Source organism: Thioalkalivibrio versutus (assembly GCF_001020955.1).
Taxonomy (GTDB): Bacteria; Pseudomonadota; Gammaproteobacteria; order Ectothiorhodospirales; family Ectothiorhodospiraceae; genus Thioalkalivibrio; species Thioalkalivibrio versutus.
Map to the genome: position 1 here is coordinate 2,848,095 of NZ_CP011367.1, position 15,966 is coordinate 2,864,060.

Below are 15,966 nucleotides of genomic sequence, written 5' to 3' on the forward strand. Positions count from 1 at the left end.
AGCATACCCGGGACTGGCAGCGTACGGGCTGGAACGCGACCTGCGGTTGGCGCACTATGATCGGAGCTGCGTCCAGCGCGTTCGGCTCAGGCCGTGGCAAGCGTTCGAGGGTGACCCATGCACGTGATCGCACCCCAAGCCGTGGATACGCTGATCCGCCTGCTGAGCGGCGACGGCTACGAGGTGGTGGGGCCGACACGGCGCGATGGCGCGATCGTCTACGACCGGGTGGGCGGCCTCGAGGACCTGCCGGTGGGCTGGACCGACGAGCAGGCCCCCGGGCACTACCGCCTGCGCGAACGCGACGACGACGCGCTGTTCGGCTACGTGGTCGGGCCGCATTCCTGGAAGAAGTACCTGTTCCCGCCCGAGGAGACCCTGTTCCGGCTGACCCGCCAGCCGGACGGCAGCTTCGTGACCGAGCCCGGACCCTCCGACGCGCCGCGCCGTGCCTTCATCGGCATGCGCGCCTGCGAGCTGGCGGCGATCGACGTGCAGGACCGGGTATTCCTCGGCCAGGCGGTGCAGGACCGCGGCTATGCCGCCCGCCGGCGGGACCTGTTCATGGTCGCGGTCAGCTGCGCCGAGCCGGGCGGCACCTGCTTCTGCGCCTCCATGGACACCGGCCCGCGCGCCCGCGAGGGATTCGACCTGGCGCTGACCGAGGTGATCGACGCCACCCAGCACTTTCTGGTCGCCGAGGCCGGGTCCGACGCCGGACGCGCGATGCTCGACCGGCTGGAGCCGCGCCCGGCCTCGGACACCGAGCAGGCTGCGGCCGAACGCGTCTGGGCCGAGGCGCCTTCAATGATGGGCCGGAGCATGCCCGGCGATGCCCGCGAGGTGCTCAACCGGGCCTTCGAGCACCCGCGCTGGGAGGAAACCGCCGAGCGCTGCCTGTCCTGCTCCAACTGCACCCTGGTCTGCCCTACCTGCTTCTGCTCGCAGGTCGAGGAGGTGCCAGACCTGGAAGGCCAGCGCACCGAACGCGTGCGGCGCTGGGATTCCTGCTTCAACCAGGAACACTCGCACCTGGTCGGCGGGCCACACCGCGAGTCCGTGGCCGCGCGCTATCGCCAATGGATCACCCACAAGCTGGCCACCTGGCACGACCAGTTCGGCACCTCCGGCTGTGTCGGCTGCGGGCGCTGCATCACCTGGTGCCCGGTGGGGATCGACATCACCGAGGAAGTCACCGCGGTGCGCCGCGATCCGGAGGGCCGGGGATGAACGAGCTGCTGGCGATCATCAAGGAACAGCCGTTTTTCGAGGACATGGCGCCGGAGCACCGGCGCCTGCTGGCGGCCTGCGCGGCGAAGTGCAGCTATACGCCCGGGACCCGGCTGATGCGCGACCATGAGCCGACCGAGACCTTCTGGCTGATCCGCGAAGGCCAGGTCGCGCTGGAGAGCCCGCTGCGGGAAGGCAGCGTGGCGTTCCAGACCCTCGGGCCCGGGGACATCCTCGGCTGGTCCTGGCTGCTGCCGCCGTACCGCGCCAGCTACGACGCGCGGGCGGTGACCGACATCCATACCCTGCGCTTCGATGCCGGCGTGCTGCGCGAACGCATGGAGGCCAACCCGGCGTTCGGCTACGTACTGATGAAGCACTTCGCCGCGCTGATCGTCCAGCGCCTGCAGGCGGCGCGGTTGCAGGCGCTGGATATCTACAGCCACGGAGGGCCCGGTCATGGCAACTGACGCGGTTGCAACCCTGCCGGATCAGGCGATGGCGCCAGAGCCCTGGCGCATCCACTCGGTGCGCCGCGACGTGGCCAGCAACGAGGTCTTCAGCTGGACGCTGTACCCCGAGCCGGGGGTGGAGCCCGGCGCCGCGCCAGCACCCGGGCAGTTCAACATGCTCTACCTCTTCGGCGTGGGCGAGGTGCCGATCTCGGTCTCCGCGATCACCGACGACGGCGGCATCGTGCACACCATCCGCGCGGTGGGCAGCGTGACCCGCGCGATGCAGGATCTGGAGGCCGGCACGGTGGTCGGCCTGCGCGGCCCGTTCGGCACGGCCTGGCCGCTGGAGCAGGCGCGCGGGCGCGATCTGGTGCTGGTCGCCGGCGGCATCGGCCTGGCGCCGCTGCGGCCGTTGATCCACGCGGCGCTGGAACGCCGTTCGGAGTTCGGGCGCGTGGTGGTCTGTTACGGCGCGCGCTCGCCCGGCGACATGATCTTTCGCGACGAGCTGGACGCCTGGGCCGAGCGGGATGATGTGGATCTGCGCATCACCGTGGACCGCGGCACCGCCGCCTGGCGCGGCGATGTCGGCGTGGTCACCCAGCTGGTCGATCGTGGCGGCTTCGACCGGCGCAACACCCTGGCGCTGACCTGCGGCCCGGAGGTGATGATGCGCTTCACCGCGTCCGCGCTGGAGCGCCGCGGCCTGAAGCCGGAGGACATCTATGTCTCCATGGAACGCAACATGCGCTGCGCGGTGGGCTTTTGCGGCCACTGCCAGATCGGGGCGCATTTCGTCTGCCGCGACGGCCCCGTGTTCCCCTACCCGGTGATGGAACCGGCCTTCCGGGTACGCGAGCTATGAGTCGGGAAAAGCCCACCCTGGCGGTGTTCAAGTTCGCCTCCTGCGACGGCTGCCAGCTCAGCCTGCTGGACTGCGAGGACGAGCTGCTGGCAGTCACCGACCGCATCCGGATCGCGCACTTCCCCGAGGCCACGCGCACCCGCATCGAAGGGCCGTGGGACCTGACGCTGGTGGAGGGCTCGATCACCACGCCACAGGCGGCGGAGGAGATCCGCGAGATCCGCCGCGCATCGAAGTTCCTCGTGACCATCGGCGCCTGCGCGACCACCGGCGGCATCCAGGCCCTGCGCAACTTCGCGGATGTCGAAGAATTCACCCGCCAGGTCTACGCCCACCCGGAATACATCGAGACCCTGGCCACCTCGGATGCCATCAGCCAGCACGTGCCGGTGGACTTCGAGCTGCGCGGCTGCCCGATCGACAAGTACCAGCTGCTGGAGGTCGTCAGCGCCTTCCTCTACGGCCGGCGCCCGCAGGTCGCCAGCGCCAGCGTCTGCGAGGAGTGCAAGCGGGCGGGACAGGTCTGCGTGATGGTCGCCCATGGCACGCCCTGTCTCGGCCCGGTCACCCACGCCGGCTGCGGCGCGTTGTGCCCTGGTTGCAACCGCGGCTGCTATGGCTGCTTCGGGCCCAAGGAGACCCCCAACGCGCCGGGCCTGTCCGGCCAGCTGGAGACCCTGGGCATGGATCGCGCCACGCGCGTGCGCTTCTACCGCACCTTCAACGCCGGCGCCGACGCCTTCCGCGAGGAGAGCGAACGTCAGGAGAGCGGCACGGCACCGCCCGAAGAATCAGGAAACCGGCCATGAGCGAGACCCGCACCATCGAAGTCGACTACCTCGCCCGCGTGGAGGGCGAGGGCGCGATGTACGTGCGCACCGAGGGCGACCGCGTGGAGGAGGTGAAGCTGTCGATCTTCGAGGCGCCGCGCTTCTTCGAGGGCTTCCTGCGCGGGCGCGACTTCCGCGAGGCCCCGGACATCACCGCGCGCATCTGCGGCATCTGCCCGATCGCCTACCAGATGGGCGCCTCGCTGGCGATGGAGGACATCTGTGGCATCACCGTGGACGGCGTGCTGCAGGACCTGCGGCGGCTGGCCTACTGCGGCGAGTGGATCGAGAGCCACGCCCTGCATGTATTCATGCTCCACCTGCCGGACTTCCTCGGCTATCCGGATGCGGTCACCGCCGCGAAGGACCACCCGGACATGGTGCGCAACGGCCTGCGCATCAAGAAGATCGGCAACGCCATCCTGCGCCTGCTGGGCGGGCGCGAGATCCACCCGGTGAACCTGCGCGTCGGCGGCTTCTACCGCGCCCCGTCGCCGGCCGAGGTCGCGGGGCTGCGCGAGGACCTGTCCTGGGGCCTGGAGGCCTCCTGCGAGGTCGCCGAATTCCTCGCCACCCTCGACTACCCGAACCTCGAACGCGACTACGAGTTCGTGTCGCTGGTGCACCCGGACGAATACCCGATCACCCACGGGCGCCTCGGCTCCAGCAGCGGCCTGGACGCGGCCATCCGCGACTACGACGACATCTTCACCGAGGAACACGTCGCCCACTCCAACGCCCTGCACAGCCACCGCTCGGACTCCGGCGAACCGGTGTTCATGGGCCCGCTGGCGCGCTTCGCCCTGAACCGCGAACGCCTGACCCCGCGCGCCGCCGAGCTGGCCGAGCGCGCCGGCCTGGGCATCGCCTGCCGCAACCCGTTTCGCAGTATCCAGGTGCGCATGATCGAGATCGTCCTCGCCTTCGAGGAGGCCCTGCGCCTGGTCAACGGCTACCGCGCCGCACCGGCCGAACCCGCGCTGCCGGTCACCCCGCGCGCCGGCACCGGCTTCGGCGCCACCGAGGCCCCGCGCGGCATCTGCTACCACCGCTACAACATCGACGACGCGGGCCTGATCACCGACGCCAAGATCGTCCCGCCCACCTCGGTCAACCAGCCCACCATCGAGGCCGACCTGCGCGAACTGGTGCAAACCCACCTCGACCTGCCGGACGACGAACTGCGCCACCACTGCGAAGTCGCCATCCGCAACTACGACCCCTGCATCTCCTGCGCCACCCACTTCCTCGACCTGACCGTCGACCGAAAATGAACGGCGCCCGAAAGAAAGATGCGAGTTTCGGAAGGAACGCATGCGGAAGCCCACCAAACTGAATCAGGAAGAGCAGGAACTGCTCGATGCCTTTGAAGCAGGCGAGTTCGAATCGGACAAGGACAACGAACGCAGGGCATCCATTGTCGAGGCCGCGGAAAACGGATCCCGCAAGACCCCTGAACAAACCCAAGAGGCCTTGGCCGACGATGGAAGATCGGCAGGCAAGGGCCCACTCGTCATCGGCATAGGGAACCCCTGGCGCGGCGACGACGGCGTCGGCCACGCCGTAGTCGAGGCCCTGCAGGGCACCTCGGGCCTCACCACCGCCACCTGCAGTGGCGAACCCGCCGAGCTCATGGACCTGTGGCAGGGCCACGACCCGGTGATCCTGGTCGACGCCATCGTCACCGGCGCCGCCCCCGGCACCCTCCATCGTCTTGACGCCCGCGAGCCCCTGCCGCGCGGCGCCCGCTACTCCTCGCACGGCATCGGCCTCGCCGAGGCCGTCGAACTCGCCCGTTCCCTCGGCGAGCTCCCGGAAACCCTCATCGTCCACGGCATCGAACCCGCCTGCCTTGAGGATGGGGCCGATCTCTCCACAGCCATCGCCGAGAACATGCCCCGTCTCCTCCATGGAATCTGCGACGAATTTGGGCCATCGCCGAACGCAAATCACAGCGATTTCTAGCGGCCGGGAGTGCTCTCTGGTTCCTCGGTGCTCTGGAGGCGATCGTAGACTTCGCGCAGCAGATGATCGCTGGCCACGCGTCGGAAGTTGTCGTCGTTCATCAGGCGGCCGAAGATCTCCTCGTTGCCGTCCATGCGCTCGATGAACAGGTTCTCCAGCATACGGTTGAACACATAGGCGAAGTTGTCACGCGTGTTGGCCCGGGCGGCTTCGCGCAGGGTGTCGTTTTCGACCGCGCTCTCGGCAATCTGATCGAAGAAGAGCTGGTCGGCCGGGGTGAATTCCGTACCGAAGCGTTCGTTAAGCTTGCCGATCAGGGTGGACAACTCCACTTCGTCATCTTCGGCCTTGCCCGTCCCGACCTCGGTGGGTCCATACAGCGGCTGTGCTTCGCCTACGCCGAGATCGATGGTGCCCTCGCTGATCTTCTGCAGGCGGTAATACTTCAACGAGACCTCGTCCTCCAGTTCGAAGACGGTGTCATCGGCGCGCCGGGGCAGTTTGTGGAGCAGAAAGCGCCCGTAGCTGTAGAGCTTTTCCAGACTACTGTCCTGGTAGGGGATGATCTGCGCCAGAAAGGCGTAGAGGTTGCGGAAGCTGGCCAATTGCCCTTTGAACTGGTCCTGTTCCTCCTCGTCCAGCGCCTCGTAGCGCTCCACGGCATGATCAAGGATCGCGTTAATCTTCTGGTGATCCGCCGCCGTGGGTTCGTTGCGGTTCTTGTACCAGATCTCCGCAAAGGCATTCACCTCGTCGCTGGTGAAGACCTGGTGCTCTTCCAGCCGGTGCTGCAACTCGTAGAGCTGATGGGGATCACTGGGCTCACCAGCGGGCGTCACTTCGTAATAGGGCTTGAAGGCTTCAAAGATCTCGCCCGGCTCGTTGACGAAATCCAGCACGAAGGTGTCTTCCTTTCCGGGGGCGGTCCGGTTCAGGCGGGAGAGGGTCTGCACCGCCTGAATACCCGAGAGCCGCCGGTCCACATACATGGTGTGCAGCAATGGCTGGTCAAAGCCGGTCTGGTACTTCTCCGCCACCAGCAGCACCTGGTAGTGCTCGGAGGCAAAGCGGTCCGGCAGCTCCGATTCCTTGATGCCCTCGTTCATGCCCACTTCGGTGTAGGACTGGTCCGGGAAGTCCGGGTCGGTGACGCTGCCGGAGAAGGCCACCAGCGAGCGGATGCCGGTGATGTCGTGGTCCTTGATGTACTTGTCGAAAGCCTGCTTGTAGCGCACGGCGTGCAAGCGCGAGGCGGTGACCACCATCGCCTTGGCCCGGCCGCCGATGCGGTGGCGGGTGTTGTGGCGGAAGTGCTCGACGATCACCTCCACCTTCTGCGCGATGTTGTGCGGGTGCAGGGACATGAAGCGCGCCAGTGCTCGAGCCGCCTTGCGCTTGGGCACCTGGGGATCGTCCTCGATGGACTTGATCAGCCCGTAGTAGGTCTTGTAGGTGGTGTAGTGCTCCAGCACATCCATGATGAAGCCTTCCTCGATGGCCTGGCGCATGGAGTAGAGGTGAAACGGCGGCTGGCCGTCCGGGCCGGGCTCGTTGAACACCGCCTGGGTCTTAAACTTGGGCGTCGCGGTGAAGGCGAAGAAGCTGATACTGGGCTGGCGCGGCCGCTTGAGCATCTCCTTGAACAGCTCTCGCCGTGCTTCCTCTGACAGATCTTCTTCCTCGACATCCAGAAACTCTTCGGCGATGGCCGATTCGATGCCATCACGGTTGAGCACCTTGCGCAGCTCCATGGCCGTCTCGCCGGACTGGGAGCTGTGGGCCTCGTCCACGATCACCGCGAAGCGCTTGCCGCCGGTGTTCAATGCCACCTCCTCGCCCTTCTTCGCCAGGGTGTCCATGGCCTGGGTAATGAAAGGGAACTTCTGGATGGTGGAGATGATGATGGGCACCCCGGAGGACAGCGCCTGGGCAAGCTGCTGGGTGTTCTCGTCGATCTTCTGCACCACCCCCTGCTTGTGCTCGAACTGATAGATGGTGTTTTGCAACTGCTGGTCCAGCACCCGGCGGTCGGTGATCACCACCACGGTATCGAAGACCTTGTTGTCCCCGGCATCGTGCAGGCTGGACAGGCGATGGGCCAGCCAGGCGATGGAGTTGGACTTGCCCGAACCCGCCGAATGCTGCACCAGATAGTTGTGCCCCGGCCCCTGGGCGCGGGCGGAGTCGATCAGCCTGCGCACCGCGTCGAGCTGGTGAAAGCGGGGGAAGATCAGGGTTTCCTTCCGGTGGCGCTTGACGCCCTTTTTGGTAGTGACCTTGCTTTCGCTGACCTCCAGATGCAGGAAGCGGGCGAGGATGTCCATCAGGCTGTCGCGGGTCAGCACCTGCTCCCAGAGATACGCGGTACGGTAGTTGCCATCCTCGGCGGGCGGGTTGCCGGCGCCGCAGTTGTGGCCGCGATTGAAGGGCAGAAAGCGGGTGTCGTCCCCGGCCAGGCGGGTGGTCATGAAGGCCTGGTCCGGGTCCACGGCGAAATGCACCAGGGCCCGTTCCTTGAAGCGGAAGATCGGCTCGGCCGGGTCGCGGTCGCGCCGGTACTGGCGCATGGCGTCGTCCACCGTCTGCCCGGTCATGGGATTTTTCAGCTCCAGCGTGACCACCGGCAGACCATTGACCGACAGCACCATGTCCAGCGATTTCTTCGGATGCTTCTCGCTGAAATGCACCTGCCGGGTCACCCGCAGGCGGTTGTGGCCGTAGGCTGCTGCCGCCTCCGGGTTCATGCCGGTATTGGGGGCGAAATAGGCCAGCCGAAAGGTCTTGCCGAAGCACTTGAAGCCGTGGCGCAGCACATGCAGCGCGTTCTTGGAGGCCAGCTCCTTGACCAGCGAGCCCAGCAGCACCTCCCCCGCCTTGTCACCGTGCAGCTTCACCAGCGACTGCCAGCGCTCGGGCTGGCTGGCGGAGACAAAGGCGATGACCTCCTCCGGGAACAGCGCCCGCGCCGGATCGAAACCGCCAGCCTCGCCGCGCTCGAAGCCGCCCTGCTCGACCAGCGACTGCTCCATGGCCTGTTCGAAGTAGATTTCCTGGTGCATGGCTTTCCCCCTGTTCAGGCCACCTTGATCTGGCCGGTAACGGCGTTGGTGATCAGGGCGGAGCGGTATTCTTCCAGGCGATCAATTGCCTTGCCGATTTTTCTCGACACCCCATGCAGTTCCACTTGGCCTTCTTGGAGTGCCAGCGCGATCTCTCGCTGCTCGGATACTGGAGGAAGCGGGACGCATAGGTTTTCGACTTGACCGCAAGTTATCGCTCCTTTTGTACTCCCTCCCCCGTCACTCTCACTTCTTAGATATAGGTAAGCTCGTTCAAAAATGGCATAAAGGTAATCAATATCAAAAACCCGCTCATCTGGCTTCACGAACACCAAATGCTGATTGATTGTTGCTTGAATCTCCAGCTTGGTAGCCATCCCTCGTGTTTTGCCCTGGCCAGTGATCCCTAAAAGAATTGCGGGAGGATCAATTATCGGCAGATGGCACTCACGCAATGCCGATTTCGTAACGAATTGATCTGCTTCCGTTACCGATGCTTTATTCACGACCCCGCTATTCAGCCAAGGATAGTCACCGCCAACCCAGTAATCCGCATTTTCTCGGCTCGGCGTGGAGCCATTCCCGACTGCTGCGAAGAACTTGACACGCGAGACACCCCAATGCGCCGGAATCTCCCCCAGCCACTCGATGCCGCTGTCTTTCATGGGGGCATCGGGGTTGAGGCCCTTGGTGACGGCGCGGGTGATCAGGGCGGTGCGCTTTTCGGCCAGCCGCTCGAGCAGGCGGCGCTTTTTGGCGATCAGGGTGTCGATCTCGGCGGTCTTGCGGTCGAGGAAGGCGGCGATTTTTTGTTGTTTGCCCTCACTCGGCCATGCCCAAGTTATTTTCGTGATCTCCGCTGGGTCACAGCGCTGATGGCTGCGCGTCACTGACTGGACAAATGACGAAAGCCGGTCCGTGACCTTTTGGCTTTTCCAGACATAGAACATGTAGTTCAGGTCGGCTTCCCATGGAATAATCGGCACGAACTCCGTGGATGCAACTGTCAGATAGTCTGGGTGAGGCTCAGCAATGGTAACCGTCGCCTTTCGGGGGTTGAGCTTCGAGACCAGAACTTGAGGTTCGTTGATAATCAATTTGCCACTATCAATTGATTCTCCTTCTTCAACAGTACCAGCGCCGGTCGCCTGAACAGTGGGAATGGCGTAATGGTATACATCCCTGCTCTCCAGATCGGACGGGCTGATCTGGAGTTTGCGACTTTTGATGACAAAATCAGCGCGGCGTACCTGCCAGTCAGACGGTACTTTTCCGAGCCATGGGTTTCCCGTTTCTTTATAGCTTTCGTAATGTTGCTTCGTCATGACTGGTCGCCCTGCCGTTTAATCCGCTCCTCCAACGCCTCCAACTCCCGCAAATCCTCGGCATCGGCCTCCCGTGCCTCATCCCGCCGCCGCTGGGCGGCGAACTGCTCGTAGCGCTCGTGCGCGATCTGCTCCATGCGGTCGCGGCTGATGCTGCCCGCGCCGTCGAGGATGGGCCGCTCGTTGAATTCCAGCAGCCGGTCCACATTGTGGCGCCAGTAGTCCAGGGTCAGGTCCTTGCGCTCTTTGGCGCGCAGTTCGGCCTGTTCCAGGAAGATCACCACCAGGCGGTTGAGGGTGTCGATCTCGTCGGTGGTGAGGTAGTTCTTGGCGATGGTCACATCCTGCTTGCGCACCCGCGCGCCCTTCCAGTTGGTGAGCGCCATGTTGGGAGAGTTGGGGTCGGCGCGCTGGACCACGATTTCGGCGGCGGTGTGGCCGGTAACGGCATAAAGCAGCTTGTTCTGCACCTCGGCGAAGAACAGGTTGGCGTCGCGGTCGTCGGGCTGGTAGTCGCTGGACAGGGCGAACAGATCGCGCACCTTCTGGTAAAAGCGCTTCTCCGAGGCGCGGATGTCGCGGATGCGGGCCAGCAGCTCGTCGAAGTAGTCCCAGCCGCCGGGCTCCTTCAGGCGCTGGTCGTCAATGACGAAGCCCTTGAGCAGGTATTCCTCCAGATGGGCGGTGGCCCACTGGCGGAACTGGGTGCCCCGGGGGGAGCGCACCCGGTAGCCCACGGCCAGGATCATGGGCAGGCTGTAGGCCTTGAGGCGGCGCCGCACCTGCCGCTGGCCCTCCTGGCGAACTTGTAAGGAATCCTTACAAGTTGCCTCCGCGCTCAGCTCGCCCTCTTCATAGATGGCCCGGATGTGCTGGGTAATGGCCTGGGGGGTGGTGTCGAACAGCTCGGCCATCTCCGCCTGGGTCAGCCAGACGGTCTCGCCGTCTGCCCGGAGCTGAATTTCCGCACGGCCATCCTCGCTGCGGTAAAGGATCAGCTCGCCCGCGCTCATGCCGTCACCTTGTTCAGCATCTCCAGAATCTCGCCCTCCAGGTTCTGGATATCCTGCTCGATCTCTTCCAGCGGCCGGGGCGGTTCGTAGACATAGAAATGCCGGTTGATAGGGATCTCGTAGCCTACCCTGGTCTTGCCGTGATCGATCCAGGCGTCATCGACGAAGGGCAGCACTTCCCGGGCCAGGTAGTCCTCGCAGTGGTCGCGGACGAGATCGAGCAACTGGCTGTTGTCGGCGTCCTTGTCGTAGCCGATGGGCAGCGGCAGCGGGATGTCGGCGGGCAACGGCACGATCTCGGTATCGCGCAACTCGGTATCCGGCTCAGGGTCGCCCTTGCTGTCCCGGCAGATGGCGGCCTCGGGGTCGCGCTCGGACAGGGCGTTGAGAACGGCCTTCTTGACCGGCGCGGGCAGTTTTTCACCGGCGTCCTTGAACGCGGCCTTGAGCAGGGGTTCGAACTCGGCGCGGTCGGTATGAAGTCGGCCATCCAGCCCTTCCAGAATACTGATCATGCGCTGCTGGGTGGCTTCACCGGCTTTCACCTCGGCCTCCATCTCGGCTTCGTTCTTGCGCTTTTTGCTCTTGGCGAGATTGACAAAGGTGGTCTCCTGCCAGAGGCGCTCGATGCGCTCGGCGCTGACCTGGAAGTTGAGCCGGAGGGGGCGTTCCACGGTGACTTTCAGGTAGCCAAAGTCGCGGTTGTCGAAGACCTTCGTGCAGACCCGCTCGGTCTGCTTGCCGTTCAGGCCCACCCGGCAGGTAGCGCCGTCGACGAAGTTGGCGTAAAGGCGGGTCAGTTCTTCGATGTGCGCATCGCCCAGCTCGTTGCGCTTGTTGCCCAGGCTCTTTTTCATCTTGCGGTAGTGGTGGGTGCCGTCGATGAGCTGCACCTTGCCCTTGCGATCAATGGGCTTGCGGTTGCTCACCAGCCAGATGTAGGTGTAGATGCCGGTGTTGTAGAAGAGCTGGTCCGGCAGGGCGATGATGGCATCCAGCCAGTCGTTCTCGATGATCCAGCGGCGGATGTTGCTCTCGCTGGGGCCGGGCTCGCCGTTGAACAGGGGCGAGCCGTTGAAGACAATGGCGATCTTCGAACCCTCACCCCCTTGTTCAGGGCTGGGCTTCATCTTGCTGAGCATATGCAACAGGAACAGGGTGGCGCCGTCGTTGATGCGCGGCAGACCGGGGCCGAAGCGGCCGTTGAAGCCCAGCTCCCTGTGCTCCTTCTTCACATAGTCTTCCTGGGGCTTCCACTCCACGCCGAAGGGCGGGTTGGCCAGCATGTAGTGGAAGGTCTTGTCCGGGTGGCCATCGCCGGTTTCGCCGTCGCCCAGGGTGTCGCCAAAGGCGATGTTGTCCACCGGCTCATCCTTGATCAGCAGATCCGAGCGGCAGATGGCCCAGGATTCTTCGTTGTACTCCTGCCCGTACAGCGCCAGGTGGGCCTGGGGATTCTGTTCGGTAATGTATTCCTCAGAAACCGACAGCATGCCGCCGGTCCCGGCGGTGGGGTCATAGATGGTGCGGGCGATGCCGGGGGTGTAGACCTCCTCGTCCTTGGTATAGAGCAGATGGGCCATCAGGCGGATCACCTCCCGCGGCGTGAAGTGATCGCCGGCCTCCTCGTTGGCCTGCTCGTTGAACTTGCGCACCAGCTCCTCGAACACATAGCCCATGTCGTGGTTGCTGACCCGGTCGGGGTGCAAGTCGATGCGGGGGTCGGCGAACTCCTTGACGATGAGGTACAGCCGGTTGGCCTTGTCCAGCTTCTCGATCTCGGACTCGAACCCGAAGGCCTCGAATACGGCCCGGGCGGACTCGGAAAAGCCGTTGATGTAGCTGGTGAGATTGGTGGCGATGTTCTCGGGGTCTGCCAGTAGCTTCTCGAAGGTGTAGGGGCTGATGTTGTACAGCGGATGTTCGCGCCCCTGGCTGGCCTTGCGCGCAAGCACCTTGTGCAGAGCGTCACCCTCCAGGCCGCGAGCCTGAAGCTTTTCGTACTCCTTCAGCACCTGCTCCTTGGTGGGCGCCAGCACGCAGTCCAGGCGGCGCAGCACCGTCATGGGGAGCATGACCTTGCGGTACTGCGGCGGCCGGTAGGGGCCGCGGAGCTTGTTGGCGATGTCAAAGACGAAATCAATCAGGCGAGACGTATCGGTGGAGGCCATTGGTCCCCTGCTATGGTTTGTGATTGTTTCCTGGGTAGAAGGTCGAACGCTGTGATCCAGGGTCAAACCTTGCCTTTTGCCTCTCCCGGGCCCGCGAGCAAAAGGCCTGGGGAAACACGGAGACCCCCTTGCACGCTCCCACAAGTATGCCTGCGCGACCCTCACCCCAGTGGACACCAGCCCGGCCGACGACACGGACCGGCACCCGATGGCACGGGCCGAGGTTCGAACGCTCCAGCCTCGGAGTGGAGATCCAGCAAACCCGGCGCGGGCAAGCTCAGATGTGGCCCATCGCCTCCATGGCGCGGGCGACCTTCACGAAGCCGGCGATGTTGGCGCCGACCGTGTAGTTGCCGGGCGCGCCGTATTCCTCGGCTGTTTCGTGGCAGGTGCGGTGGATGTTGGCCATGATCTCCTGCAGGCGCGCCTCGGTGTATTCGAAGGTCCAGGAGTCCCGGCTCGCATTCTGCTGCATCTCCAGCGCACTGGTGGCCACACCGCCGGCATTCGCGGCCTTCCCGGGGCCAAAGGCGATCCCGGCCTCGCGGAAGGTCTGGATACCCTCCGGGGTGACCGGCATGTTGGCGCCCTCGGCGACCGCGATGCAGCCGTTTTCGACCAGGACCTTGGCGTCCTTTCCGGTCAGTTCGTTCTGGGTGGCACACGGCAGGGCCACATCGCAGGGGATCTCCCAGATACTGCCATTCTCGCTGTACTTCGCGCCCTTCTTGCGCTCCGCGTAGGCACTGATCGGGCCGCGCTCGCGTTCCTTGATCTGGCGCACCAGGTCCAGGTCGAGCCCGTCCTCGTCGAGGATAACCCCGCGGGAGTCGGAACAGGCGATCACCCGGGCGCCCAGCTGCTGGGCCTTCTCCGTGGCATGGATCGCCACGTTGCCGGCCCCGGAGATGATCACGCGTTTACCCTCCAGCGAGTCGTTGCGCGCCTTCAGCATCTCCTGGGTGAAGAAGATCGCCCCGTAGCCGGTGGCCTCGGTGCGTGCACGGCTGCCGCCCCAGTCGAGACCCTTGCCGGTGAACACGCCGGCCTCGAAGCGGTTGGTCAGGCGCTTGTACTGGCCAAACAGGTAGCCGACCTCGCGCTGGCCCACGCCGATGTCGCCCGCGGGCACATCGGTGTACTCGCCGATGTGGCGGTACATCTCGGTCATCAGGCTCTGGCAGAAGCGCATGATTTCGGAATCGGAGCGCCCCTTCGGATCAAAGTCGCTTCCGCCCTTGCCGCCGCCGATCGGCAGGCCGGTGAGGGCATTCTTGAACACCTGCGAGAAGCCGAGGAACTTGATGATGCCCAGGTACACCGAGGGGTGGAAACGCATGCCCCCCTTGTAGGGCCCCAGCGCACTGTTGAACTGGACGCGGAACGCCCGGTTGATGTGCAGCTCGCCCTTGTCGTCCTGCCAGGGCACCCGGAAAATGATCTGACGCTCGGGCTCGCAGATGCGCTGGATGATCTTGAGCTCGGCAAACTCCGGGTACTTCACCAGCACCGGCCCCAGCGTCTCCAGCACGCCATGGACGGACTGATGGAATTCCGTCTCACCGGCGTTGCGGTGCAGGACTTCCTGGTAAATGGGTTCGAGCTTCTCGTCGAGGCTTCCGTTCATGGATCGCATCCTGATGGTCTGATTCGAACGCATTTAGGCATGCGGGTGCCGAGAAGACAATGCCGAGCGCCCCATGATGGTGCATTGCGTCACCGGCCGGGCAACGCAGGAAGGGAGCCAGGGAGCAGCGCCTCCGATGGAATCACCATCGTCCGGCAACGCTCTGGGGCCGCCCGTCCGGAACGAGGGCACTTTTACTCGCCCGTCGCAGTCTCATCTACTATGAATAGGTGAGCATCTTCGCTCGCCCCGGTCGCCAGCAGGTCTCCACCATGTCCGAACGTGCCCCCTCGATTGCCTGGACACCGGCCGTTTTCTTTGCACTGACCAACGTGGCCGCGGTCACGCTGGTGCCGTGGTGGTGGCTCACCCAGGGCTTCAGCGGCGCGGCCTGGCTGTTTTTTGGCCTGTTCCTGGTGCTGAGCGGCCTGGGCATCACGGTGGGTTATCACCGGCTCTGGGCGCACCGCACCTTCAAGGCGCGGGGGCCATTGCGCGTTCTGCTGGCGCTGAGCGGTGCCCTGGCATTGCAGAACAGCATCTACAACTGGGGCGCGCGGCATCGCGTGCATCATCGCTACGTGGATGATGTGGAACGCGACCCGCATTCCATCAAGCGTGGTTTCTGGCATGCCCACATGGGCTGGATGCTGCGCAACTGGCCCACCAGCGAGCCCGACTATTCGCGGGTGAAGGACCTGGCGAAGGATCCGGTGGTGATGTGGCAGCACCGGCATTACTGGACCCTGGCATGGGGACTGAACCTGGGCCTGCCTCTGCTGCTGGGACTGGCGTTCGGGGATGTGATCAGCATGCTGCTGCTGGCCGGCATTCTGCGCATGGTACTCAGCCACCACTTCACGTTCTTCATCAACTCCCTGGCGCATTGGTGGGGCCGTCGTCCCTACAGTGACGACAGCACCGCCGTGGACAACGGACTGGTCGCCCTGCTCACCTGGGGCGAGGGGTACCACAACTTCCACCACGCCTTTCAGGCGGACTACCGCAACGGGGTGCGCTGGTGGCAGTACGACCCCTCGAAGTGGCTGATCAACCTTTTTGCCTGGACGGGACTGGTGTATGACCGCCGCTGGACACCGCGCTTCAAGATCATGCGCGCACGGCTGCACACCGAGTTTCTCCGGCTGCTCAATGCCGACCAGGCCGGGCCGGCGCACGACTCCTGGCGCGCAACCGTGGAGCGGGAGTATCAGCGTTTCCGCGATACCGTGAACCAGTGGCAGGAGGTGCAGGCGCGCAAGATGCGGGCCGGGCGCGAGGCCATGAACGATCGCTGGGTGCGCACGGAACTGCGCACCCAGTTCAAGGAGCTGGAGTATCGCCTCAAGATGCAGCGCCGCCGCCTGCGCGCCCTGTCGGCCTCTCGTCGCGCGACCACGGCGTGAACGCGGGCCCCGGATTGCGG

General features: G+C 64.7%; 12 protein-coding genes. 7 read left to right on the plus strand and 5 right to left on the minus strand.

The window, feature by feature from the left end; all coding sequences use genetic code 11:
- The first annotated feature begins 117 nt into the window (after positions 1 to 117).
- From TVD_RS13240 to TVD_RS13265, 6 genes are read left to right on the plus strand one after another with little or no spacing between them, the layout of a single operon-like run.
- Entirely contained in the window at positions 118 to 1,230 is a 1,113-nt protein-coding gene (locus tag TVD_RS13240) for a 4Fe-4S dicluster domain-containing protein (protein ID WP_047251810.1), read from the plus strand.
- Entirely contained in the window at positions 1,227 to 1,700 is a 474-nt protein-coding gene (locus TVD_RS13245; protein WP_047251811.1) for a cyclic nucleotide-binding domain-containing protein, read from the plus strand. Before TVD_RS13240 ends, TVD_RS13245 begins: the two co-directional genes overlap by 4 nt.
- A complete protein-coding gene (locus TVD_RS13250; RefSeq protein WP_047251812.1) occupies positions 1,690 to 2,550 on the plus strand; it encodes an FAD/NAD(P)-binding protein in 861 nt (286 codons plus the stop codon). Before TVD_RS13245 ends, TVD_RS13250 begins: the two co-directional genes overlap by 11 nt.
- Positions 2,547 to 3,359 carry an NADH-quinone oxidoreductase subunit B family protein gene (locus TVD_RS13255; protein ID WP_047251813.1) on the plus strand — a complete coding sequence of 271 codons (813 nt, stop codon included), beginning with the start codon at positions 2,547 to 2,549 and terminating at the stop codon, positions 3,357 to 3,359. The genes TVD_RS13250 and TVD_RS13255 overlap by 4 nt, the downstream gene beginning before the upstream one ends.
- Positions 3,356 to 4,654: a Ni/Fe hydrogenase subunit alpha gene (locus TVD_RS13260; RefSeq protein WP_047251814.1), complete on the plus strand. Its 1,299-nt coding sequence runs from the start codon at positions 3,356 to 3,358 to the stop codon at positions 4,652 to 4,654. The genes TVD_RS13255 and TVD_RS13260 overlap by 4 nt, the downstream gene beginning before the upstream one ends.
- Before the next feature lie 40 nt (positions 4,655 to 4,694).
- Positions 4,695 to 5,345: a hydrogenase maturation protease gene (locus tag TVD_RS13265; RefSeq protein WP_047251815.1), complete on the plus strand. Its 651-nt coding sequence runs from the start codon at positions 4,695 to 4,697 to the stop codon at positions 5,343 to 5,345.
- Here TVD_RS13265 and TVD_RS13270 read toward each other — a convergent pair.
- The 5 genes from TVD_RS13270 to gdhA all read right to left on the minus strand — a co-directional run bounded on the left by TVD_RS13270 (position 5,342) and on the right by gdhA (position 14,540).
- The gene (locus TVD_RS13270) at positions 5,342 to 8,404 is read right to left on the minus strand and encodes a type I restriction endonuclease subunit R (RefSeq protein WP_047251816.1); all 3,063 of its coding nucleotides are present in this window, start codon (positions 8,402 to 8,404) and stop codon (positions 5,342 to 5,344) included. The genes TVD_RS13265 and TVD_RS13270 overlap by 4 nt on opposite strands.
- Positions 8,405 to 8,418: 14 nt before the next feature.
- Positions 8,419 to 9,729, minus strand: a complete 1,311-nt coding sequence (locus TVD_RS13275) for a restriction endonuclease subunit S (RefSeq protein ID WP_082119132.1) — start codon at positions 9,727 to 9,729, stop codon at positions 8,419 to 8,421.
- Positions 9,726 to 10,742: a virulence RhuM family protein gene (locus TVD_RS13280; protein WP_047251817.1), complete on the minus strand. Its 1,017-nt coding sequence runs from the start codon at positions 10,740 to 10,742 to the stop codon at positions 9,726 to 9,728. The genes TVD_RS13275 and TVD_RS13280 overlap by 4 nt, the downstream gene beginning before the upstream one ends.
- Positions 10,739 to 12,913: a type I restriction-modification system subunit M gene (locus TVD_RS13285; protein WP_047251818.1), complete on the minus strand. Its 2,175-nt coding sequence runs from the start codon at positions 12,911 to 12,913 to the stop codon at positions 10,739 to 10,741. Before TVD_RS13285 ends, TVD_RS13280 begins: the two co-directional genes overlap by 4 nt.
- 277 nt (positions 12,914 to 13,190) lie before the next feature.
- Positions 13,191 to 14,540, minus strand: coding sequence for an NADP-specific glutamate dehydrogenase (gdhA, locus tag TVD_RS13290; protein WP_018937476.1), 1,350 nt, complete (start codon positions 14,538 to 14,540; stop codon positions 13,191 to 13,193).
- Positions 14,541 to 14,812: 272 nt separating this feature from the next.
- Here gdhA and TVD_RS13295 point away from each other — a divergent pair, with 272 nt between their 5' ends.
- Positions 14,813 to 15,946 (plus strand): acyl-CoA desaturase, encoded by a 1,134-nt coding sequence (locus tag TVD_RS13295; protein ID WP_047251819.1) that lies wholly within the window; start codon positions 14,813 to 14,815, stop codon positions 15,944 to 15,946.
- Positions 15,947 to 15,966 lie beyond the last annotated feature (20 nt).